The 22,025-nt window shown below is 65.4% G+C and carries 19 protein-coding genes and 1 pseudogene; 12 read left to right on the top strand and 8 right to left on the bottom strand.

Annotation, left to right across the window (positions count from 1 at the left end; genetic code table 11):
• Positions 1-98 precede the first annotated feature (98 nt).
• Entirely contained in the window at positions 99-1,523 is a 1,425-nt protein-coding gene (locus tag IAE37_RS24825) for a GGDEF domain-containing protein (protein WP_201177954.1), read from the top strand.
• Positions 1,524-1,654: 131 nt separating this feature from the next.
• Here the strand turns inward: IAE37_RS24825 and IAE37_RS24820 are convergent, their stop codons facing one another.
• The 3 genes from IAE37_RS24820 to IAE37_RS24810 all read right to left on the bottom strand — a co-directional run bounded on the left by IAE37_RS24820 (position 1,655) and on the right by IAE37_RS24810 (position 3,841).
• Positions 1,655-1,849 carry a hypothetical protein gene (locus IAE37_RS24820; protein WP_201177946.1) on the bottom strand — a complete coding sequence of 65 codons (195 nt, stop codon included), beginning with the start codon at positions 1,847-1,849 and terminating at the stop codon, positions 1,655-1,657.
• A gap of 376 nt (positions 1,850-2,225) precedes the next feature.
• Positions 2,226-3,380: a cyclopropane fatty acyl phospholipid synthase gene (gene cfa, locus IAE37_RS24815; protein WP_201177944.1), complete on the bottom strand. Its 1,155-nt coding sequence runs from the start codon at positions 3,378-3,380 to the stop codon at positions 2,226-2,228.
• A gap of 35 nt (positions 3,381-3,415) precedes the next feature.
• Positions 3,416-3,841: a DUF6306 domain-containing protein gene (locus tag IAE37_RS24810; RefSeq protein ID WP_201177942.1), complete on the bottom strand. Its 426-nt coding sequence runs from the start codon at positions 3,839-3,841 to the stop codon at positions 3,416-3,418.
• Positions 3,842-4,178: 337 nt separating this feature from the next.
• On the opposite strand from IAE37_RS24810, the gene IAE37_RS24805 reads away from it, so the two are divergent.
• On the top strand, positions 4,179-5,231 hold the full coding sequence (locus IAE37_RS24805) for an alpha/beta fold hydrolase (RefSeq protein ID WP_201177939.1): 1,053 nt from the start codon (positions 4,179-4,181) through the stop codon (positions 5,229-5,231).
• 375 nt (positions 5,232-5,606) lie between these two features.
• Complete coding sequence (locus IAE37_RS24800) at positions 5,607-5,792, top strand: hypothetical protein (RefSeq protein ID WP_201177937.1); 186 nt, start codon at positions 5,607-5,609, stop codon at positions 5,790-5,792.
• Positions 5,793-5,794: 2 nt separating this feature from the next.
• Here IAE37_RS24800 and glcC read toward each other — a convergent pair whose 3' ends face one another.
• The gene (gene glcC, locus IAE37_RS24795; protein WP_201177935.1) at positions 5,795-6,574 is read right to left on the bottom strand and encodes a transcriptional regulator GlcC; all 780 of its coding nucleotides are present in this window, start codon (positions 6,572-6,574) and stop codon (positions 5,795-5,797) included.
• Positions 6,575-6,804: 230 nt separating this feature from the next.
• On the opposite strand from glcC, the gene glcD reads away from it, so the two are divergent.
• From glcD to IAE37_RS24770, 5 genes are read left to right on the top strand one after another with little or no spacing between them, the layout of a single operon-like run.
• Complete coding sequence (glcD, locus tag IAE37_RS24790; protein WP_201177933.1) at positions 6,805-8,304, top strand: glycolate oxidase subunit GlcD; 1,500 nt, start codon at positions 6,805-6,807, stop codon at positions 8,302-8,304.
• A complete protein-coding gene (gene glcE, locus IAE37_RS24785; RefSeq protein WP_201177931.1) occupies positions 8,304-9,356 on the top strand; it encodes a glycolate oxidase subunit GlcE in 1,053 nt (350 codons plus the stop codon). The genes glcD and glcE overlap by 1 nt, the downstream gene beginning before the upstream one ends.
• A gap of 9 nt (positions 9,357-9,365) precedes the next feature.
• Positions 9,366-10,583, top strand: coding sequence for a glycolate oxidase subunit GlcF (glcF, locus tag IAE37_RS24780; protein ID WP_201177929.1), 1,218 nt, complete (start codon positions 9,366-9,368; stop codon positions 10,581-10,583).
• Between the two features lie 9 nt (positions 10,584-10,592).
• Positions 10,593-10,991, top strand: coding sequence for a heme-binding protein (locus IAE37_RS24775; protein ID WP_201177927.1), 399 nt, complete (start codon positions 10,593-10,595; stop codon positions 10,989-10,991).
• 40 nt (positions 10,992-11,031) lie between these two features.
• A complete protein-coding gene (locus tag IAE37_RS24770) occupies positions 11,032-13,209 on the top strand; it encodes a malate synthase G (protein ID WP_201177925.1) in 2,178 nt (725 codons plus the stop codon).
• A gap of 383 nt (positions 13,210-13,592) precedes the next feature.
• On the opposite strand, the gene IAE37_RS24765 is transcribed toward IAE37_RS24770, so the two are convergent.
• Complete coding sequence (locus IAE37_RS24765; protein WP_201177923.1) at positions 13,593-14,762, bottom strand: beta-eliminating lyase-related protein; 1,170 nt, start codon at positions 14,760-14,762, stop codon at positions 13,593-13,595.
• Positions 14,763-14,776: 14 nt separating this feature from the next.
• Positions 14,777-15,493: a GntR family transcriptional regulator gene (locus tag IAE37_RS24760; protein ID WP_201177921.1), complete on the bottom strand. Its 717-nt coding sequence runs from the start codon at positions 15,491-15,493 to the stop codon at positions 14,777-14,779.
• Between the two features lie 145 nt (positions 15,494-15,638).
• Here IAE37_RS24760 and IAE37_RS24755 point away from each other — a divergent pair, with 145 nt between their 5' ends.
• From IAE37_RS24755 to IAE37_RS24745, 3 genes are all read left to right on the top strand, one after another.
• Positions 15,639-16,850 (top strand): pyridoxal-phosphate-dependent aminotransferase family protein, encoded by a 1,212-nt coding sequence (locus IAE37_RS24755; protein WP_201177919.1) that lies wholly within the window; start codon positions 15,639-15,641, stop codon positions 16,848-16,850.
• A gap of 108 nt (positions 16,851-16,958) precedes the next feature.
• Positions 16,959-18,257: an MFS transporter gene (locus IAE37_RS24750; protein WP_201177917.1), complete on the top strand. Its 1,299-nt coding sequence runs from the start codon at positions 16,959-16,961 to the stop codon at positions 18,255-18,257.
• A 51-nt stretch (positions 18,258-18,308) separates the two neighbouring features.
• Positions 18,309-19,073 carry a 2-keto-4-pentenoate hydratase gene (locus IAE37_RS24745; RefSeq protein WP_201177915.1) on the top strand — a complete coding sequence of 255 codons (765 nt, stop codon included), beginning with the start codon at positions 18,309-18,311 and terminating at the stop codon, positions 19,071-19,073.
• Positions 19,074-19,142: 69 nt separating this feature from the next.
• On the opposite strand, the gene IAE37_RS24740 is transcribed toward IAE37_RS24745, so the two are convergent.
• Positions 19,143-20,810 carry an NAD-dependent malic enzyme gene (locus IAE37_RS24740; RefSeq protein ID WP_201177913.1) on the bottom strand — a complete coding sequence of 556 codons (1,668 nt, stop codon included), beginning with the start codon at positions 20,808-20,810 and terminating at the stop codon, positions 19,143-19,145.
• 63 nt (positions 20,811-20,873) lie between these two features.
• The gene (locus tag IAE37_RS24735) at positions 20,874-21,788 is read right to left on the bottom strand and encodes a LysR family transcriptional regulator (protein ID WP_201177911.1); all 915 of its coding nucleotides are present in this window, start codon (positions 21,786-21,788) and stop codon (positions 20,874-20,876) included.
• A 126-nt stretch (positions 21,789-21,914) separates the two neighbouring features.
• Between IAE37_RS24735 and IAE37_RS24730 the strand changes: the two are divergent.
• Positions 21,915-22,025, top strand: a pseudogene (locus IAE37_RS24730) (thiamine pyrophosphate-binding protein); the annotation flags it as partial.

Here is a 22,025-nt window from a genome sequence, read left to right as displayed (position 1 = left end):
AAGGCACGCGGCAGATTGACATCAGCCAGCCTGTGGAAACACACTGCAACGTTATTGCCCCAGGTGCTCAAAGCCGTCGTCCTGGATTCCGTTTCCGCTTGCCGGTCGAGCCCATGGTTTCTCCAGCCCAGTCGCGCCTGTTGTCCTACGCTATTCTCTTCTGCCTGACCCTTGCCCTGACCCTGGGTGGCATCCTGGCACGGCCCATCGAATCGCTGTCGCTGTTCTGGCCGGTCAACGCGGTGCTCGCCGGCGTGTTGCTGCGCTACCCGCGCCAGGCCACGCCGCTTGGTTTTACCCTGGTGTGGCTGGCGATGGTGCTGGGCGACCTTGCCACCGGTAGCGCCTGGGCCCCAGGATTGTGGTTCAACCTGTGCAACCTCGGCGTGGTGGTGACCATCTGGGCGGTGCTCTCGCGCCTGCCCCGCCTGCACCGGCGCATGCGCACGCCGCAGGGCGTGCTGAGCGTTTTCGGCGCCTGCGCCAGCGGTGCGATGGTGGCGGCCAGCCTCGCCAGCGTGATGGCCACGCCATGGTTCCAGCAGTCGCTGTGGGCCACTTGGCTGGCGTGGTTCAGCGAGCAGTTTTCCACCAGCGTGCTGGTGCTGCCGGTATTGCTCACCGCACCGTCCGCCCGCGCCCTGGTACGTAGCGGCGGCCACCCGGTACGCCTGGCGCCGCTGCTGGTGCTGCTGGCCTCGCTGGGGCTGAGCATCGTCTTCGGTGGGCCTGGGGCCATCGCCTTCCCGATCGCCGCGCTGCTGTGGTGCGCGTGGACCTACTCGCCCTTTCTGGTCTCCTTGCTCACCCTCACCGCAGGCAGCACGTTGATCGTGGCAGTGGCGCAGAACCTCATGCATTTCAGCGTGCCGCAGAGCGAGACCGGGGTGACCACGCTGATGTCGGCGCGCCTGGGCATCGCCATGCTGGTACTCGGGCCGCTGGTGGTGGCCTGCGTCAGCCAGGCCAACCGCAGCCTCATGGCGCGGCTGGCGCACCAGGCGACCATCGACCACCTCACTGGCGTGCTCACCCGCAGCGCCTTCACCCGCCGCGCCAACGCCCTGCTCGACAGCCGTCAGCAGCATGCGCCGGCCCTGCCGCTGACCCTGATGATGCTCGACATCGACCACTTCAAGTCGATCAACGACCTGTACGGCCACGCAATCGGTGACCAGGTGCTGCGCCAGTTCGCCCTGACCCTGCAGGAACGCCTGCACGATGGCGAGCTACTGGGGCGCCTGGGCGGCGAGGAGTTCGTGGTGGTGATCCCAGGCCTGGCCCCGGAACGCGCGCTGTTCGCCGCCGAACGCCTGCGCCGCGCGGTGCAGGACCTGCAGGTGGCGCAAGGCGACCAACGCCTGCAGATCACCGTGAGCATCGGCCTGGCCGGCTGCGCCGCCGATACGCCCGCGCCGAGCCTGGACGTGCTGTTGGCGAGCGCCGACCAGGCGCTGTACCGGGCCAAGGCCCATGGCCGCAACCGGGTCGAACAGGCCGATACGGCGCGCCAGGTGATCTGATCGCGCCTCGCCACGGGGCTGCTCAAATTCTGCTCAATTTAACAGAGACCGCCCCCTGCCTGGCTTGCAGAATGTTATCCACAGACCTACCCACGTTTTTTGTGGACAGATTTCCCCGCATAAAGAACGACTTATCGCACACGCAGCAGCGCGGCGTTGGCTAGCTTTACCAGTTCGATCCATTCACTGGCACTGATGGAACCGGACTGCTCCAGCGCTTCGGCGCTGCGTAGTGCCTGGTCATAGGCGGCTTCGTCGAGCAGGTCGTCGGTCAGGTAGCGGCTGCGCCACTGCAGCACGGCCGCAGCGCCTTTCTTGCATTCCATGTATTCGTTGGCTCCAAGGCAAACAGACGGCGCGCGTACGCGGCCAGCATGAGGTGGCGGCGCAGCGTACACGAATGATTTGCACTTGAGAACGAACTGCAGATACCACCGATCCGGTGGTTCTAGGTCAGGCGAGCTACCCAGGGCGGGCAGGCAGGGGCCCATCCAGCGAGATAGACGGGCCAGGAGGGATTGGCAGGATCAGCTCGGCGGGATGGTGCCGAGCAGCCCCACCAGAATCGTCAATAACAGGAAACCACCCAGGAAAAGTGCCAGCTTGCCCATCGGAACCTCTGCAATGTGATGAGGAGATGGCACCTATTGTCCCGCTATCGCTGATACGGTTACAGATTCAGGTTGATGGAAAAAAACCGTATCAGATAGCCCGGCGATAGCCGCCCGTCACGCCGCGCCGCGACATCACCCACTGCCACAGCTGGATGTCCCTGGCCCGGAACGCCCCGGCGCAGGACAACAGGTAGTAACGCCACATGCGCCGGAAGCGCTCGCCCAGCTCTTCTGCGAAGTATTGCCAGTGGGCCTCGAAGTTGGCGTGCCAGGCCATCAGCGTGCGGTCGTAGTCGGCGCCGAAGTTGTGCAGGTCCTCGATCACCAGCAGGCCGTCGGCCGCGTCACCGATCTGGCCGATGGAGGGCAGGTCGCCATTGGGGAAGATGTACTTGTCGATCCAGCGATCCGGCACATCGCTTCGGCGGTTCTTGCCGATGGTATGGAGCAACAGCAGGCCGTCGTCATCCAGGCAGCGCGCGGCCACCTCCATGAAGGTGCGATGGTTCTTGCGCCCGACGTGCTCGAACATGCCGACACTGACGATGCGATCGAAACGTTCGTCCAGTTCGCGGTAATCCTGCAGGCGAAACTCCAGGGGAAGCCCCTTGTAGCGTTTTTCGGCCCATTGGCACTGCTCGCGGGAAATGGTCACACCGACACATTCGACGCCGTAACGCTCGGCGGCGAAGCCCATGAAGCTGCCCCAGCCGCAGCCGATGTCGAGCACCCGCATGCCTGGCTGCAGGCCCAGCTTGCGGCAGATCAGGTCGAGTTTGGCGTCCTGGGCTTCGGCCAAGCTGCTGGCGTCCTTCCAGTAGCCGCAGGTGTAGGCCATGCGCGGGTCGAGCATCGCGGCATAGAAGTCATTGCCCAGGTCATAGTGACGCTCGCCCACGGCCCATGCACGCCGCGTGGTCTGGCGATTCAGCAGGCGCGCCTGCAAGGCGTTGCAGATCAGCGCCAAGGGGCTGACCTGGTCAGGCACCTGGGCGCGCAGCAGGCGACTGAAAAACTCATCCAGTTGCTCGCAGTCCCAGGCGCCTTCCATGTAGCTTTCGCCCAGGCCGAGATTGCCTTGAGCCAGGGCCCGGCGGGGTACGTCGCCCTGGTGCAAGATCATGTCCCAGGGTTGCTCGCCATCCAGGCCTAGGCCGGCCTGGGCCAGCAGCGAGCGGGCGAAACGGGTGGCGCGATCGGGCTGCGTTGGGTCACGCAGATCGGAGGAAAGCTCTGAAGGCATGCTCTGTCCTTATCGGATTCTTGGAGGTCGGACGTTCAGTCGTCGCTGGGAGCCTGGTGCAGGCGTAGCACCACTTCCAGCTCTTCGCGCAGCCACGGCTGAGCGATCTGCGGCAGCCGCGCCTGCAGTTGCCGGGCAACCCAGTGCTGGCCACGGGCGATGAACTGCAAGCGCGCCTGCAGGTCGGCAATGGCCATGGCCTTGGCATAGAACTCACCCATGCCAGCCCCGGGCTTGGCATCCAGGCGTACCAGGCAGTGATGCAGGCGGCGGCAGCTTTCGGCCTCGCCGTGATGCAACTGCTCCAGACGGGCGAGCATGGCTGGGTCATCGGTTTCGCGGGCGCTGTCGAGCATCAGTCGCGCACCAGCGCGCTCGGCACGCATCAGCATGCGCAGCCAGTCGATCAGGTCGTCGGCATTTGGAATAGGTGAGGTCTTGGTATCAGTCTCGGGGATCATGAAGAAGCTCCTGAAGCCGCTCTGGAATGCAGCGACGGGACGAGCTTAGAGGGATGGGCGAGGGAAAATAACTGAAATTAAATGGGCCTTGAGTGCAATAAAATGAATATTGGCGGTCGACTCACGGCTTGAGTGCAGTTTTTTTGATGCATCGGGCTCATCAAGCGACCAGCCGCACCAACCACGACCAACCTCATCGAATGTATCTTCGTGTGTACAAACTGCGACCTGACACACAAACCGGCAACATTCCTACCCTGCCGACACAGATGAGATACAGCGCCCCTCTTTACTGGCTTGCATCAACCGCACCGATGCCTACGCAAGGAGACGCCCCATGTTCGCCAGTCGCCCCGCCGCCGTCCCGTTCGCGCCACGCCGCCTGACCCGCGCAGCCCTGTTCGCCTGTGCCCTGTTGCCACTCGGGCTGGCCGCCGCCGGCACCTCCCTGGCCGCGCCAACGCCCGCCCAGGCCACGGCCAGCAGCACGGATGCCTTCGGCCCGCTCAAGCACATCCAGGCCGGTGTCCTGGATGTGGCCTATGTCGAACAGGGGCCGGCCGATGGCCCGGTGGTGATCCTGCTGCACGGCTGGCCGTACGACATCCACAGTTTCCAGGAGGTCGCCCCGGCCTTGGCCGCCAAAGGCTACCGGGTGCTGGTGCCGTATGTCCGCGGCTATGGCCAGACCCGCTTCCTGTCCGCGCAAACCCCGCGCAACGCCCAGCCGACGGCCCTGGCCAGCGACCTGATCGCGTTCATGGATGCCCTGCACGTGCAGCACGCCGTGCTGGCCGGGTTCGACTGGGGCGCACGCACCGCCGACATCGTCGCAGCGCTGTGGCCGGAGCGGGTCAAGGCGCTGGTGTCGGTCAGTGGCTACCTGATCAACAGCCAGGAAGCAGCCAAGACGCCGCTGCCGCCGAGCGCCGAGTTGCAGTGGTGGTACCAGTACTACTTCGCTACCGCCCGTGGCCAGGCCGGTTATGACGCCAACCGCCATGCCTTCGCCAAACTCATCTGGCAGACCGCCTCGCCCAAGTGGGCTTTCGACGATGCCACCTTCGAGCGCAGCGCCCAGGCGCTGGACAACCCCGACCAGGTCGCCATCACCGTGCACAACTACCGTTGGCGCCTGGGCCTGGCCCAGGGCGAGCCCCAGTACGACCCACTGGAGGCCAAGCTGGCCAAGCTGCCGAGCATCTCGGTGCCGACCATCACCCTGGAAGGCGACGCCAACGGCGCGCCGCATCCGCCGGCCGAGGCCTATGCGCAGCGGTTTACCGGCAAATACGAATATCGCCTGATCGCCGGTGGCATCGGCCACAACCTGCCGCAGGAGGCACCGCAGGCATTCGCCAAAGCGGTGGTGGATGCTGATCATTTGTGAAATCACGCTGAGCGTGTAGGAGCGGGTTTACCCGCGAATGCGAGGGTGATACCACCACCGCATTCGCGGGTAAGGAGGCATCAATTGAAACAAAGGATTTCGGTAGCCTGTGGTGGCTGCCCGCGCCTGGGTCTACGCGGGCCATGCTGCGATCGAGGCGCCGGATCCCTCGCAGACCAAGCCAACTGAGGCCTACATCCACTGCCGGCTTTTACGAACGGAAACATCGCTTGTAGGAAGTTTTACTCTCTTCAGTAGGCTATATCCCAGCCTCAGCATTTACCTGTTCAAAACCCCAGTTCCGACTCCAACTTCGACCTGCTACGGTCCGCGCTTCCTACAACGGCACGGATGCCCACAGCAGTGAGTAACATCATGGAACATTTCCACAGCGCAGCACGCGGTCTACAGCGAACCCTGCTCGACCTGCGCCGCTCTCGCGACCGCCTGCAGGCGGACGGCCAGGAAGAGAAAGCCGCGGCGCTTACCCAGCACATCGAGCGGATGGAGCAGATACTCCGCGACCTACCTGAAAAGCTTCGCCCCCCCACTTTGCAGTAGGCTCAGCGCCATCCTTCCAAGCGCATGGTGGCCCGCACCAAGCGCTGCTCTTCCTGCTCGATCTCGCGCAAATTGTCGCGAATGCTGTGGATGTGCTCCCTGGCTGCCCGCTGCGCCTGCTCCGGTAGCTGTTCCATCACGGCGTGGTACAACCGTGAATGCTGTCGGTCGATCTGGCGCTTCTGTGCCGGCCGGCAGTAGAGGTTGTTGACCGAGGCGAACACCGTGCTCAAGGTCAGGTCGCTGAGGGTCTGCAGGGTATGGACCAGCACCGGGTTGTGCGAGGCCTCGCTGATCGCCCGGTGGAAGGCGTGGTCGAGCCGCGCCTGTTCGCGTGGGTCGTGCAACTGCGCCTCCTCGTGGGCGGCGACCATGTCGTCGAAGCGCCGCTTGATCAGCAGCCGGTCGACATCGGTCGCGCGCAGCGCCGCCAGCCTGGCCGACTCACCTTCGAGCAGGGCGCGCACCTCCAGCAGATCGAACAACGTGCGCGGCTGCGAGCTGAACAGGTGCATCAGCGGCGTGGCATTGTCCGCACGGGTCAGGTCGGCGACGTAGGAGCCGCGGCCGTGCTCGGTTTCGACGATGCCCCGCCCACGCAGGATGCGCAACCCCTCGCGCAGGGCCGAGCGCGAACAGCCCAGCTTCTCGACCAGGCGCCGTTCCGACGGCAACGCCTGACCGACCTTGATGACACCGTCGACGATCAACTTCTCGATTCGCTCTGCGACCTGGTCGGCGACCTGGACCTTTTCTTGTTTGACATGCGGCGAGCTGGACATCGAAACCTCGTTAGAACTGGTAGGACCAGTCATTGATTTGCGAAGCACACTGCTATCGATCCTATCCCAGCAAGCCATCAACCACCTACCTTTTCAGCGGCGCTTCCCGAGAAAGTGGTAGGACCAGTCCACCTCCCCCTCGACGCAAGCCAGCCCTAGGTTGCAGTCTCGGAAATGTTCAGCGTGGAGAGCCCTAGGGCTCTTTAGACAAAAAAGACAAAGTGAGCACTATGAACATTCTCTACGACGAGCGCGTCGACGGCGCGCTGCCCCGTGTGGACAAGGCCCTGCTGCTCGACCGCCTGCGCGCTGCCCTACCCGACCTGGAGATCCTGCACACCCTCGAAGACCTGCGCCCCTATGAGTGCGACGGGCTCTCGGCCTACCGTGTGGTACCACTGCTGGTGGTGCTGCCCGAGCGCATCGAGCAGGTGCAGGCCTTGCTCAAGCTGTGCCATGGGTTGAACGTGCCGGTGGTGGCGCGTGGCGCCGGCACCGGGCTGTCCGGCGGCGCACTGCCGCTGGAGCAAGGCATCCTGCTGGTGATGGCGCGCTTCAACCGCATCCTCGAGGTCAACCCCGAAGGCCGCTTTGCCCGGGTCCAGCCCGGGGTGCGCAACCTGGCCATCTCCCAGGCCGCCGCGCCTCACGGCCTGTACTACGCCCCCGATCCTTCCTCGCAGATCGCCTGTTCGATCGGCGGCAACGTCGCCGAGAACGCCGGCGGCGTGCACTGCCTGAAATACGGGCTGACCGTGCACAACCTGCTCAAGGTGGAGATCCTCACCATCGAGGGCGAATGCATGACCCTCGGCAGCGACGCCTTCGACGCGCCGGGCTTCGACCTGCTGGCACTGTTCACCGGCTCCGAAGGCATGCTCGGCGTCGTCACCGAGGTCACCGTCAAGCTGCTGCCCAAGCCGCAAGTGGCGCGGGTGCTGCTGGCCAGTTTCGACTCGGTGGAAAAAGCCGGGCGGGCAGTGGCCGACATCATCAGCGCCGGCATCATCCCCGGTGGCCTGGAGATGATGGACAACCTGTCGATCCGCGCCGCCGAAGACTTCATCCATGCCGGCTATCCGGTAGACGCCGCGGCCATCCTGTTGTGCGAACTCGATGGCGTGGAAGCCGACGTGCAGGACGACTGCGAACGGGTCGACAACGTGCTCCGGGCCGCTGGCGCCACCGACGTGCGCCTGGCCTGCGACGAGGCCGAGCGGGCGCGCTTCTGGGCCGGGCGCAAGAATGCCTTCCCGGCAGTCGGGCGGATTTCCCCGGACTACTACTGCATGGACGGCACCATTCCGCGCCGCGCCCTGCCCGAGGTGCTCAATGGCATCACTGCGCTGTCGGAGGAATTTGGCCTGCGCGTGGCCAACGTGTTCCATGCCGGCGACGGCAACATGCACCCGTTGATCCTGTTCGATGCCAACCAGCCCGGCGAGCTGGAGCGCGCCGAAGCACTCGGCGCGCGCATCCTCGAACTGTGCGTGGCGGTGGGCGGCAGCATCACCGGCGAGCATGGCGTGGGCCGCGAGAAGATCAACGCGATGTGCGCCCAGTTCAACAGCGACGAGCTGACCCTGTTCCATGCCGTCAAGCACGCCTTCGATCCCCAGGGCCTGCTCAACCCCGGCAAGAACATCCCCACCCTGCACCGCTGCGCCGAGTTCGGCTCGATGCACGTGCATCACGGCCAACTGCCGTTCCCTGAACTGGAGCGCTTCTGATGCGACACGATCACGACGCCAGCGTGGCGCTGCTGGAACAGGTCAACCAGGCGCTCAACGAGCGCACGCCGCTGCGCATCCAGGGCGGCAACAGCAAAGCGATGCTCGGTCGCCGCGTCGAGGGCGAGGTGCTCGACACCCGCGTGCACCGTGGCATCGTCAGCTACGACCCGACCGAACTGGTGCTCAGCGCACGCGCCGGCACGCCGCTGGCGGAAGTCGAGGCGGCGCTGCAGGCCCAGGGGCAGATGCTGCCCTTCGAGCCACCGCACCTGGGCCCCGAGGCGACCCTCGGCGGCATGGTCGCCGCTGGCCTGTCCGGCCCGCGTCGGCCGTGGGCCGGCTCGACCCGCGACTATGTGCTGGGCACCCGGGTGATCACTGGCCACGGCAAGCTGCTGCGCTTTGGTGGCGAGGTAATGAAGAACGTCGCCGGCTATGACCTGTCGCGACTGATGGCCGGCAGTTTCGGCTGCCTGGGGCTGCTGGTCGAGGTGTCGCTGAAGGTGCTGCCCAAGCCGCGTGCCTGCCAGAGCCTGCGCTTGCCGATGGATGCCCGCCAGGCCTTGGGCGAGCTGGCCGAATGGGGCCAGCAGCCGATCCCGATCAGCGCCGCCTGCCACGACGGCGAAGCCCTGCACCTACGCCTGGAGGGGGGTGAAGGTTCGGTGGCATCGGCCGTCGACCGGCTCGGTGGAGAAATACTGGACAGCCGTTACTGGACGGACCTGCGCGAGCAGCGCCTGGGCTTTTTTGCCGGCGACGAGCCGCTGTGGCGCCTGTCGCTGCCGAACAACACACCGCTGCTGGGCCTGCCTGGCAGGCAGTTGCTTGACTGGGGCGGTGCCCAGCGCTGGCTGAAGTCCGACGCCCCGGCGGCGACGATTCGTGCCGCCGCTGCGCAAGCAGGTGGCCACGCGACGTTGTTCCGCCAGGACCCGGCGCCGTTCCAGCCGCTGGCCGAACCGTTGTTGCGCTACCACCGCAACCTCAAGCAGCAACTCGACCCCCAGGGCATCTTCAACCCTGGCCGTCTGTACGCCGACGTCTGAGAGCGCGCCATGCAAACCAACCTGAGCGAATACGCCAAAAGCCTTCCTCGCGCCGAGGAAGCCGAACGCATCCTGCGCTCGTGCGTGCACTGTGGCTTCTGTACCGCCACCTGCCCCACCTACCAACTGCTGGGCGATGAACTGGACGGCCCGCGCGGGCGCATCTACCTGATCAAGCAGGTGCTCGAAGGCCAGGAGGTCACCGCCAAGACCCAGGAGCATCTGGACCGCTGCCTGACCTGCCGCAACTGCGAAACCACCTGCCCATCGGGCGTGGAGTACCACAGCCTGCTCGACATCGGCCGCGCCGTGGTCGAGGAAAAGGTCCCTCGCCCGCTCGGCGAGCGCCTGTTGCGCGAAGGCTTGCGCACGGTGGTGCCACGCCCGGCGGTGTTCAAGGCGCTGACCCAGACCGCCAAGGCCTTGCGCCCGCTGTTACCGCAACGGTTGCAGGCCAAGCTGCCGCGCCATGCGCAGCCGGCCAAGCCGCGCCCACAGCGCCAGCATGCGCGCCAGGTGCTGATGCTCGAAGGCTGCGTGCAACCGAGCCTGTCGCCCAACACCAACGCTGCGGCAGCCCGTGTACTCGATCGCCTCGGCATCTCGGTGAGCGCGGCGCGCGAAGCCGGTTGCTGCGGCGCCGTGGACTATCACCTCAACGCCCAGGACAAGGGCCTGGAACGCGCCCGCCGCAACATCGACGCCTGGTGGCCAGCCATCGAGGCCGGAGCCGAGGCCATCGTACAGACCGCCAGCGGCTGTGGCGCCTTCGTACGCGACTATGGGCATCTGCTCGCCGGTGACCCAACCTACGCCGCCAAGGCGGCCAAGGTCAGCGCCCTGGCTCGCGACCTGGTCGAAGTGCTGCGCGCGGAACCGCTGGAAAGCCTCGGCGTGCACGCCGACCGACGCCTGGCGTTTCACTGCCCGTGCACCCTGCAACACGCACAAAAGCTCGGCGGCGCCGTCGAAGGCGTGCTGGGCCGTCTAGGCTTCAGTCTCACCTCAGTGCCGGACAGCCATCTGTGCTGCGGCTCGGCCGGCACCTATTCGCTGACCCAGCCGGCGCTGTCGCTGCAACTGCGGGACAACAAGCTCAACGCGCTGGAAAGCGGCAACCCGGAGGTGATCGTCACCGCCAACATCGGTTGCCAGACCCACCTCGACGGGGCTGGGCGCACACCCGTGCGCCATTGGATCGAACTGGTGGAAGAAGCCCTCATCTAGGAGAAGACCATGCAACGCAAAGCCGTACTGGAACAAGCCGACGTCACCCGCATCCTCGCCGCCGCGCGCGACGAGGCGCAACGCAACCAGTGGAAAGTGAGCATCGCCGTGGTCGACGACGGTGGCCACCCATTGGCCCTGGAGCGCCTCGACGGCTGCGCGCCGATCGCCGCCTACATCGCCACCGAGAAAGCCCGCAGCGCGGCCCTGGGCCGGCGTGACACCAAGGGCTACGAAGAGATGGTCAACGGTGGCCGCACGGCCTTCGTCAGCGCCCCGCTGCTGACTTCGCTCGAAGGTGGCCTGCCGGTGGTGGTCGACGGCCAGGTGATCGCCGCGGTGGGCGTGTCCGGGGTCAAGGCCGAGCAGGACGCGCAGGTGGCAGCCGCCGGTATCGCCGCGTTGTGAGCGCGGCAAGGATCAACGAATCAAGCCATAGGAGAAGAACATGACCGAGCGTGTAACGTGCCAGCGCCTGAGCGTGGCCGCCAACTTCAAGCAGTTCATCGAGGACGAGGTGCTGCCTGGCACCGAGATCGACGCGGGGCAATTCTGGAAAGGCTTCGACGCCCTGGTGCACGACCTCGCCCCGCGTAACCGCGCGCTGCTGGCCGAACGCGACCGCCTGCAAGCCGAACTGGATGCCTGGCACCGCGCCCACCCAGGCCCGGTGCAGGACATGGCCGCCTACCAGCGCCACCTCGAAAGCATCGGCTACCTGCTGCCGCAACCCGAGCAGGTCAAGGTGACCACCACCCAGGTCGACACCGAGATCACCACCCAGGCCGGCCCACAGCTGGTGGTGCCGGTGATGAATGCGCGCTATGCGCTGAACGCCGCCAACGCCCGCTGGGGCTCGCTGTACGACGCGCTGTATGGCACCGATGCCATCAGCGAGGCCGATGGCGCGCAAAAGGGCCCGGGCTACAACCCGGTGCGCGGCGACAAGGTGATCGCCTTCGCCCGCGCCTTCCTCGACCAGGCCTTCCCGCTGCAGGGTGCCTCGCACGTCGATGCCAGCGCCTACCAGGTGGTCGATGGCCAGTTGCGCGTCACCCTCGGCAACGGCGAAAGCGCAGGCCTGGCACGGCCGGAGCAGTTCCTCGGCCATCAGGGCCAGGCCTCGGCGCCTACCGCCGTGCTGCTGAAAAACCATGACCTGCACGTGGAAATCCAGGTCGACCCGGCCAGCGCCATCGGCAGCACCGACCGCGCCGGGGTCAAGGACCTGCTGCTGGAGTCGGCGCTGACCACCATCATGGACTGCGAAGACTCGGTGGCCGCGGTGGATGCCGACGACAAGGTGCTGGTCTACCGCAACTGGCTGGGGCTGATGAAGGGCGACCTGTCCGAAAGCGTCAGCAAAGGCGGCAAGGCCTTCACCCGCACCCTCAACCCCGACCGCAGCTACCAGGGCCGCGATGGCTCTACCTTGACCCTGCCGGGCCGCTCGCTGCTGTTCGTGCGCAACGTCGGCCACCTGATGAGCAACCCGACGGTGCTCGATGAACACGGCCAGGAGATCCCCGAGGGCATCCTCGATGCCGTGGTCACCAGCCTGGCCGCCCTGCACGATCTGCAACGCCAGGGCAACTCGCGCACCGGCAGCGTCTACATCGTCAAGCCGAAGATGCACGGCCCGGACGAAGTGGCATTCGCCAGCGAGCTGTTCGACCGCGTCGAGGACCTGCTCGGCCTGGCCCGCAATACCCTGAAGATGGGCATCATGGACGAGGAGCGGCGCACCACCGTCAACCTCAAGGCCTGCATCGCCCAGGCGGCACAGCGCGTGGTGTTCATCAACACCGGCTTCCTCGACCGCACCGGCGACGAGATGCACACGGCCATGGAAGCCGGGGCCATGCTACGCAAGGGCGACATGAAGTCCAGCGCGTGGATCCAGGCCTACGAGCGCAACAACGTGCTGGTCGGCCTGAACTGCGGGCTGCGCGGCCACGCGCAGATCGGCAAAGGCATGTGGGCCATGCCCGACCTGATGGCGGCCATGCTCGAGCAGAAGATCGCCCACCCCAAGGCCGGCGCCAACACCGCCTGGGTGCCCTCGCCCACCGCCGCCACCCTGCACGCCTTGCATTACCACCAGGTCGACGTGCGCCAGGTGCAGATCGAGCTGGAGCGCACCTCGCTCGACAGCCAGCGCGCCAGTCTGCTGCACGATCTGCTGAGCGTGCCGGTCAGCGCCACGCGTGACTGGAGCGCCAGCGATATCCAGGCCGAGCTCGACAACAACTGCCAGGGGATCCTGGGCTATGTGGTGCGCTGGGTCGAACAGGGGGTCGGGTGCTCCAAGGTGCCGGACATCCATGACGTAGGGCTGATGGAAGACCGCGCGACCTTGCGTATTTCTGCGCAGCATATCGCCAACTGGCTGCATCACGGCGTGGTCAGCAGCGAGCAAGTGCATGCGACGCTGGCGCGCATGGCGCAGGTGGTGGACGGGCAGAATGCCGGGGATCCGGCGTATCGCGCGATGGCCACGGACCTGGAAGGGTCGTATGCCTTCCGTGCGGCCAGTGACCTGGTGTTCAAGGGCCGCGAGCAGCCGAGCGGGTATACCGAGCCGTTGCTGCATGCTTGGCGGTTGCGGTTCAAGCAGGGGCAGTAAAGGGGCTCGGCGCGCGGGCGGCGCATCGCGGTGTTCGACTCGAGAGGTGCAGCGCTGCTGATATCGAGCGCCGCCCGCGCGGCGCTTCGCGGGGCAAGCCCGCTCCCACATTTGTTGCAACGTGCCGAACCTGTCAGGCCATGGTTGCCCGCTTTGGTGCAAGGCTTGAGACAGGTGGGGCGGCAGCGATGCCCACATCGAAATCCAGTCATACCAACAAGGCTGACAACTATGGCCTCACAGACATGGCCACGTTGCAACAAATGTGGGAGCGGGCTTGCCCCGCGAAGCGCCGCACGGGCGGCGCTCGATATCAGCGACCATGCACCTCTTGAGTCGAACACCGCGAAGCGCCGCGCGGGCGGCGCTCGATATCCGCCTCCCTACAAATCCTGAGCGAACACCCCTACCGCCCGCAAGCGCCCCGCAACGCCGGCCATATCCTCCGGCACCAACCCCAACCGGGTAATCACCTGCGTCCCTACCCGCAACGCATGCCCGCCGGGCCGCACCGGGTCCGCGCAAGTGCCAACTACGATACCGCCGCGCTCCAAGCGCCCCATCACCGCCCGTGGATCTGCGCCATCCTGCACCGGAACCAACAACTGATGCGTCGCCTGCTCCACCGTGGCCGCCGCCCTCACGGTGAAGCCCTCAGCCCGCAGGGCGGTGGCCAAGGCAATGGTGTTGCGCTGAACCCTTCGCGCATACCCAGCCCCGTCCTGCTTCACCTCATTGAGCAACTGCAACAGACACGGCAGCCGCCCGGCGTCGTAGTTGGCCAGGAAATATCGGTCGAGAAATGCCTTGAACTGCACCGCGTGCTCCGGCCGGCGCCCCAGCACCAGCCCCTGCGGCAGCCCCGGCAAGGTCTTGTAGGTCGAGGTGGTGACCAGGTCGACACCTGCCTCGAACGGATTCGGGAAAACCCCGCCGGCAATCAGGCCCGACACGTGCGAAGCATCGAAAACCACCAGCGCCCCCACGGCGTGGGCGGCTTGCACCACCTCATCGATCGCATCGGGCTGCAGCAGAACACTACGCCCCAGCATCACCAATCGCGGTTGACGCTGCCGCACCAGGGCAGCGGCACGCTCGCCGTCCAACTGGCCGGCCTGCACATCGAACGGCAAGTCCTCGACCCGCAGCCCCGCCAGTTCCGGCGTGCCACCCCGGCGCTGGCTCAAGTGCCCGCCATGAGCCGCGGCCGGCGCCAGCAACAGGTCTCCAGGCTTGCTGAAAGCATGAAAAATCGCCAGATTGGCCAACGTGCAACTGGGCAACCGCACCTCTGCCCAGGTCGCGTCGAACACCTCGCAGGCCAGCGCCTCGACGCGTTGCTCCAGGTGCGACACCAGATCCGTGTCCGGTTGCTCCTTGAAAAAGCTCGGCCCCATCGCCGGATAGGCACTCAACCCCGGCGCATAGGCCGCGATGACCTCGGCACTGGGCAGGTTGGCGCCCGCGTACAGCACCAACCGCGCCTCGCTCAACTGCTGGTAACGGCCCTGCGCCGCGTCTGTCAGTGCTTCATCGCTTTCGATCGCTGTCATGCCTGGCTCCCGGTCTAGCGAGGTTGAGCCGCCTGTTGCGTGGCGGTCAGCAACAACACCGCATCGCGTTTCTCCAGCAAGTGGTGACGCAGGATGGCGCCCAGGCGCTTGCCATCACGCGCTTCGAGCGCCTCGATCATTTCCTCGTGATCGTGCACGGCCCGGTCCCACTTCGGCGGCAGATGATTAGAGCGGAACCTGAACGCCTGCAAGCGGCTGTTCAACTGCTGGTACTGCTGGGTCAGCAGGCTGTTGCGCGCGGCCAGGTTGATGCGCTCGTGAATGGCGTGGTTGAGCTTGTAGTAGCCCGCCAGGTCGTCCTGGTTGCGGCACACCACCATGGCGTAGTGCATGGCCTTGATCTCGGCCAGCTCCTCAGCGGTGATGCGCTCGCAGGCGAGTTCGCCGGAGAACGCCTCCAAGCCACTCATCAGCTCGAACGCTTCGCGCATCTCGGCCTCGGACAGGCGCGCAACGCTGGCGCCGCGGTTCGGCGCGATGTCGATCAGGCGTTCGGCGGCCAGCACCTTCAAGGCCTCGCGCAGCGGTGTGCGGGAAATGCCCAGGTGCTCGCACAGCTCGCGCTCGTTAAGCTTCTGCCCAGGCTCCAGCACACCCTCGGTGATGAACGTGCGCAAGTGCTCGACCACGGTGTCGTGCAGGCGTTGACGCTCGACCTTGGGCAGCACCCGATCCAGTGCACCGCCCCCTACAGAATCTGAATATTGCATGCAAAATCCCCCATCAGGCTTGGTGATGATAGATCAAACCCTCGCAAAGCGGGAGCTTGAGGGGTGCATGAAGCCTCATTTGACAGGCCGAATCCGGCTGCTATTGTTTTTTGCATTCAAAATACAAAAACAACAGGAGACACCCATGCTCAAGCTCGACTTCCATCCTGCCGGCCGTCACTTCCTGCAAATCCCTGGGCCGAGCCCGGTTCCCGATCGCATCCTGCGGGCCATGAGCTACCCCACCATCGACCACCGTGGCCCGGAATTCGGTGAGCTGGGGCTCAAGGTGCTCGACGGCATCAAGAAGATCTTCAAGACCGTGCACCCGGTGGTCATCTACCCGGCGTCGGGAACCGGCGCCTGGGAAGCCGCGCTGTGCAACACCCTGAGCGCAGGCGATGAAGTGCTGATGTTCGAGACTGGCCACTTCGCCACGCTGTGGCAGAAGATGGCCGTGAACCTGGGCCTCAAGCCGCAGTTCATCGGCCGCCCAGGCATCGAGGGCTGGCGCGCTGGCGTCGATGCCGCGATGATCGAAAGCCATCTGCGCGCCGACAGCGCCCAGCGCATCAAGGCGGTGTGCGTAGTGCACAACGAGACCAGCACCGGCGTTACCTCGGACATCGCCGCCGTGCGCAAGGCCATCGATGCGGCGGGCCACCCCGCCCTGCTGCTGGTCGACACCATTTCCGGCCTGGCCTCGGCCGACTACCGGCATGACGAATGGGGCGTGGACGTCACCGTGTCCGGCTCGCAGAAAGGCCTGATGCTGCCGCCGGGCATCAGCTTCAATGCCCTGTCGCCCAAGGCCATCGAAGCCAGCAAGCAGGCCCAACTGCCACGCAGCTTCTGGGGCTGGGACGAAATCGTCGAGATGAACAAGACCGGCTACTGGCCCTACACGCCGAACACCAACCTGCTGTATGGCCTGGCCGAAGCCCTGGACATGATCCTCGGCGAGGGCCTGGACAACGTCTTCAGCCGCCACCAGCGCCTGGCCCAGGCCTGCCGCACCGCCGTCAACGCCTGGGGGCTGGATATCCAATGCGCCGACCCGCGCGTGTACAGCCCGGTGCTGACCGGCGTGATGACGCCCGAAGGCATCGACGCCGACGCCGTGCGCAAGGTGATCTACGAACGCTTCGACATGTCGCTGGGCACCGGCCTAGGCAAAATGAAGGGCCGCATGTTCCGCATCGGCCACCTGGGTGACTGCAACGACCTGACACTGATGGCGACGCTGACCGGTTGCGAGATGGGCCTGCAACTGGCGGGCGTGAAACTGCACTCCAGTGGTGTACTGGCGGCGATGGACTACCTGGGAGCGCAATCGGTGCCGCTGCGCCGCGAATGACCTGCCCACCGCAGTGAAGCGCACTGCGGCACCTGCCGCAGTGCCATGAACGACTGACTATCCCGACACCTCGCGCTGGCGAGAACAATAAGAAACTGGAGATAGAACATGAAGTCTTTACGTCTGCGCCCCACCACCGTGGTGCTGGCTATGCTCTGCGCCATGTACTTCATCACCTACCTGGACCGCGTCAACGTCAGTACCGCCGCCGTCGGCTTCGGGCCTGAGTTCGGCCTGAGCAAGACCGAAATCGGCATCGTCTTCTCGGCCTTCGCCTACCCCTACCTCATCTTCCAGATCATCGGCGGCTGGGTCAGCGACCGCTTCGGCGCCAAGCGCACCCTGGTGGTGTGCGGCATCATCTGGGCCGGCGGCACGGTGATGACCGGCCTGGCCGGTGGTTTCGTGTCGCTGATCATCGCCCGCATCATCCTCGGCCTTGGCGAGGGTGCGACCTTCCCCGCAGCCACGTCGGCGATGTCGCGCTGGGTGCCGAAGGAGAAACGCGGTTTCGCCCAGGGCATCACTCACGCCTTCGCCCGGCTCGGCAACGCCCTGGCCCCGGCGGCGATGATCGCGATCATGGCCCACTATGGCTGGCGCGAGTCGTTCTACGTGTGCGCCGTCATCAGCTTCGTCTGGGTCGGCCTGTGGGCACTGGTGTTCACCGATTTACCCAAGCGCCATCCGCGCATTTCGCAAGAAGAGCTGGATTCGCTGCCGGAGGCCAAGTCCAAGAACAAGACCCCCCTGCCCTGGGGGCGCCTGTTCAAGCGCATGGCACCGGTGACCATCGTCTACTTCTGCTACGGCTGGACGCTGTGGCTGTTGCTCAGCTGGGTGCCGATGTACTTCATGAACCTGGGCCTGGACCTCAAGGGCACGGCGATCTTCGCCTCGCTGGTGTTCTTCGGCGGGGTGGTCGGCGATACCCTGGGCGGCATCGTCAGCGACCGCATCTATACCCGCACCGGCAACCTCAACAAGGCGCGCAGCCTGATGGTCGCCATCTGCCTGAGCCTGACCCTGCTGTCGCTGCTGCCACTGATGTTCACCACCAACCTGCACGTTTCGCTGGCCTGCCTGGCCATCGGCTTCTTCTTCTCGGAAATGACCATCGGCCCGATGTGGGCGATCCCCATGGACATCGCCCCCGAGCATTCCGGCACCGCCAGCGGCATGATGAACACCGGTTCTGCCATGGCGGCGATCATCAGCCCGGTGGCATCGGGTATGCTGATCGACACCTTCGACAACTGGCAGTTGCCGTTCCTGGTCAGCATCATCCTGCTGGGCATCGGCGTCGCGCTGTCGGGCCGCATGAAGCCGCAGAACAAGTTCGAATATGCCCAGCCGCCAGTGGCCCCCGCCACCGAAGCACAACCCTCGCCTGCCATCGGCAAGTGATGCACCGAGCCCGCGCCCCGAGGCGCGGGCCCTCGACAACGGAGCGATACCTTGAATACAGCAACCAACCCTGCGCGCCTGGCGCAACTGCTGGTCGACGCGCAGCGCGGGCGCAATGCCCTGGGCGACTTCGACCCGGCCCTCAACCCAGAAGATTTCGCCGCCGCCTACCAGACCCAGCAAGCGATCCTCGACCTGCGCGGCCTGAAACCAGGTGGCTGGAAGGTCGGCTCGAAATCCCACAGCGGACCGATCCAGGGCTCGCCCCTGCCTGCCGAATGCATCCACACCCAGGCCAGCCAGTTCGATCGGGTGGTCTACGCGCCTGCCGGCCTGGAGCTGGAAATCGCTTTTCGCTTCAATCGCGACTTCCCCCCGCGCGAGCAGCCGTACAGCGACGAGGAAGTGCTCGGCAGCATCGGCGAGATGGCCGCGGCCGTGGAGATCGTGTCCAGCCGATTCGCCGCATGGCCGAAGATCGAGCCGCTGGCCCAGTTGGCCGACCTGCTCAATCACGGGGCGCTGATAGTCGGTGAATTCGTGCCCTACCGGGCAGATTTTCCTTTCGCGCAACCGTCACTGGAGTTCATGTTCAACGAAACCAGCATCGTCCCAGGGGCGGCAGCGAACCCGGCTGGCGACCCCCGTCGGCTGCTGCCATGGCTGGTCAATCACCACACGCAGCAAGGGCGCACGCTGCCCAAGGACTTCGTGATCACCACTGGCTCGTTCACCGGCATGTACTTCCCGCAGGCTCAGGGCCAGGTGGTTGGCGTCATCGAGGGGCTGCCATCGGTGAAACTCGATATCCAGTGAATCACCGGCTGGCACATCGAGCCGTCACAATTGCGGCGCCACACGATATTCGTGTGGCGCCGCTTGCCGTCAGGCGGTGACGTAGTCGCGGTATTTCGGCTCCCAGAAGGTCGCCTCGATCGCTTCACGCAGCGCCGCTTCACTCTGCTGCGGCGCCACCCCTTCGGCGCACGCCTCCAGCGCCACGGCCAGGGCGATGTCCTTGCTCACCCGCTGCACCTCGTTCATCGGCGGCAGCATCTCTCCGGCTTGCGCACTGTCGGCCAGCGCCCTGGCCGAAGCCATCAGCATGCGCTCGGTGACTCGCTTGGCCTTGCTGGCGAGCACGCCCAGGCCGACACCGGGGAAGATGTACGAGTTGTTGCACTGGGCGATGCGGAAGGTGCGACCATCCACTTCCACCGGCTGGAACGGGCTGCCGGTGGCTACCAGTGCCTGGCAGTCGGTCCAGCGCAGGATGTCGGCGGGGTGTGCCTCGATCTGTGAGGTCGGGTTGGATAGCGGCATCACGATCGGCTTGGCGCAGCCTTTGTACAGCGTGCTGATGACCTCTTCGGTGAACAAGCCGGCCTTGCCCGACACGCCGATCAGCACGGTTGGCCGCGCATTGGCCACCACCTCCTGCAAGTTCGGCCAATCGCCCTGGAAGCCCCACTGCCCCAGCGAGGCCGTTGGGTGCGAGAGGCGCTTCTGGAAGTCATACAGGCCTTCCTGGCGGTCAGTGAGCAAGCCCTTGCTGTTGAGCAGGAATACCTGCCTGCGGGCCTGGGCATCGGTCAGACCTTCCTCGACCATGGCCTGGATGATCTGCTCGGCGATACCGCAGCCCGCGGAACCGGCGCCGACGAAGGCGATGGTCTGTTGCGACAGCGGCTCGCCCTTGATCTTGCAGGCCGCCAGCAGGGTGCCGACGGTGACGGCGGCGGTGCCCTGGATATCGTCGTTGAAGCAGCAGATCTGGTCGCGGTAACGCGCCAGCAGCGGCATGGCGGTGGTCAGGGCGAAATCTTCGAACTGCAGCAAGGCATCGGGCCAGCGCTTTTGCACGGCATCGACGAAGGCCTGGAGGAACGCGTCGTACTCGGCGCCGCGTACCCGCGGCTGCTTGAGGCCGAAGTACTCCGGGTCGTCGAGCAGAGTGCTGTTGCCGGTGCCGACGTCGAGCACCACCGGCAGCGTGTAGGCCGGGCTGATGCCGCCACAGGCGGTGTACAGCGACAGTTTGCCGATCGGGATGCCCATGCCGCCCACGCCCTGGTCGCCGAGGCCGAGGATGCGCTCGCAATCGCTGACGACGATGACCTTGACCTTGTCCTTGGTGACGTTGTTGAGGATTTCGTCGATTCGGTCGCGGTCGTCGTAGGAAATGAACACGCCGCGGTAGCTGCGGTAGATACGGGAAAACTCCTGACAAGCCTTGCCGACGGTGGGCGTGTAGATGATCGGCAGCATCTCCTCGAGATGGGTTTCCACCAACTTGTAGTACAGGGTTTCGTTGCGGTCCTGCACCGAGCGCAGGTAGACGTGTTTTTCCAGGTTGCCCGGCGCTTCGCTGAACTGCCGGTAGCACCGGGCGACTTGCTGCTCCAGTGTCTCGACGTGAGCCGGGAGCAGGCCGAGCAGGTGGAACTGCTGGCGTTCACTCTCGGAAAAGGCAGTGCCTTTGTTCAGCAATGGGGTTTCCAGCAGCGTTGGGCCGCGGAACTTGACGGGCAACGGACGACGTACTGACGGCATGGAGTGGCCTCGTTTGTTTGTTGTATTTTGAATTCAATATACCAAGCAAGCGCGGGATTGCAATCAAGCGCCGGCACCGTCCCAGTATCCCGCTGTGTTGTAGACCTCTTTAAGGTAGTCGACGAAAAACCTCACCTTGGCCGGCAGGTGACGTTGTTGCGGCCAGACGGCCTGGATGTCGTAGTCGGGCAACGCGAACTCGTCGAGCACGGTGACCAGGGTGCCTGCATCGAGCGCCGCCTGGATCTCCCAAGTCGAGCGCCAGCCGATGCCCACGCCCTGCTGCATCCACGAGGCGAGCAGCTCGCCGTCGTTGCAGGCCAGGTTGCCGCTGACCTTCATCGCCACCGGGCGGCCATCGCGCAGGAAGGTCCAGCCACGCTGCTGGCCGCCCTGCAGGGTGAAGGCCAGGCAGTTGTGCCCGGCCAGGTCTTCGAGGGTCTGCGGGCTGCCATGGCGGGCGAAGTAGTCCGGGGTGCCGCACACCACCCGGCGATTGGGGAACAGCTTCACCGCCACGTAGTTGGGGTCGCGGATCTCGCCGATGCGGATGCTCAGGTCATAGCCCTCGCTGACCAGGTCGACCACGCTGTCGGTCAGGTTGAAGGCCAGCTTCACATGCGGGTAGCGCTGCTGGAACCCAAGTGCCAGCGGGGCCACGTGCACCCGCCCGAACGCTGCCGGCGCCGAGATTTGCAGGCTGCCCTTGACCAGCGACGAGCTGCTGCAGATGGCCGCCTCCAGGTCGTCGAAGTCGAGCAGCACCTGCCTGGCGCTTTCCAGCAACTGCTCGCCCAGGGCCGTCAGTTTCAGGCCGCGAGTGGAACGGTGCATGAGCTTCACGCCCAGGCGTTTTTCCAGGCTGTCGAGGCGCCGCCCCATGATCACCGGAGTCACGCCTTCGACCAGCGCGGCGGCGGCGAAGCTGCCCTTCTGGGCGACCTGGACGAAGCTCTGCAGCTCGACGTAGCGATCCATGACCCCGCGTACTCCATACAAAAGGTATCGACAGAATCTAGTTTACTGGCCTTCAACAAGCCAGACCCCTGCTCCATGCTGCCAGTCAATAAGAAAGATATCGACCCCATGACAGGAGAACACACCATGGCAAAGATGAGAGCGATCGACGCGGCGGTGCTGGTCATGCGCCGTGAAGGTGTAGAGACGGCGTTCGGCATTCCCGGGGCTGCCATCAACCCGCTGTACTCGGCCCTG

This window comes from Pseudomonas sp. S31, from assembly GCF_016648105.1.
Classification (GTDB): domain Bacteria; phylum Pseudomonadota; class Gammaproteobacteria; order Pseudomonadales; family Pseudomonadaceae; genus Aquipseudomonas.
This window is presented reverse-complemented; position numbering and strand designations above follow the sequence as displayed.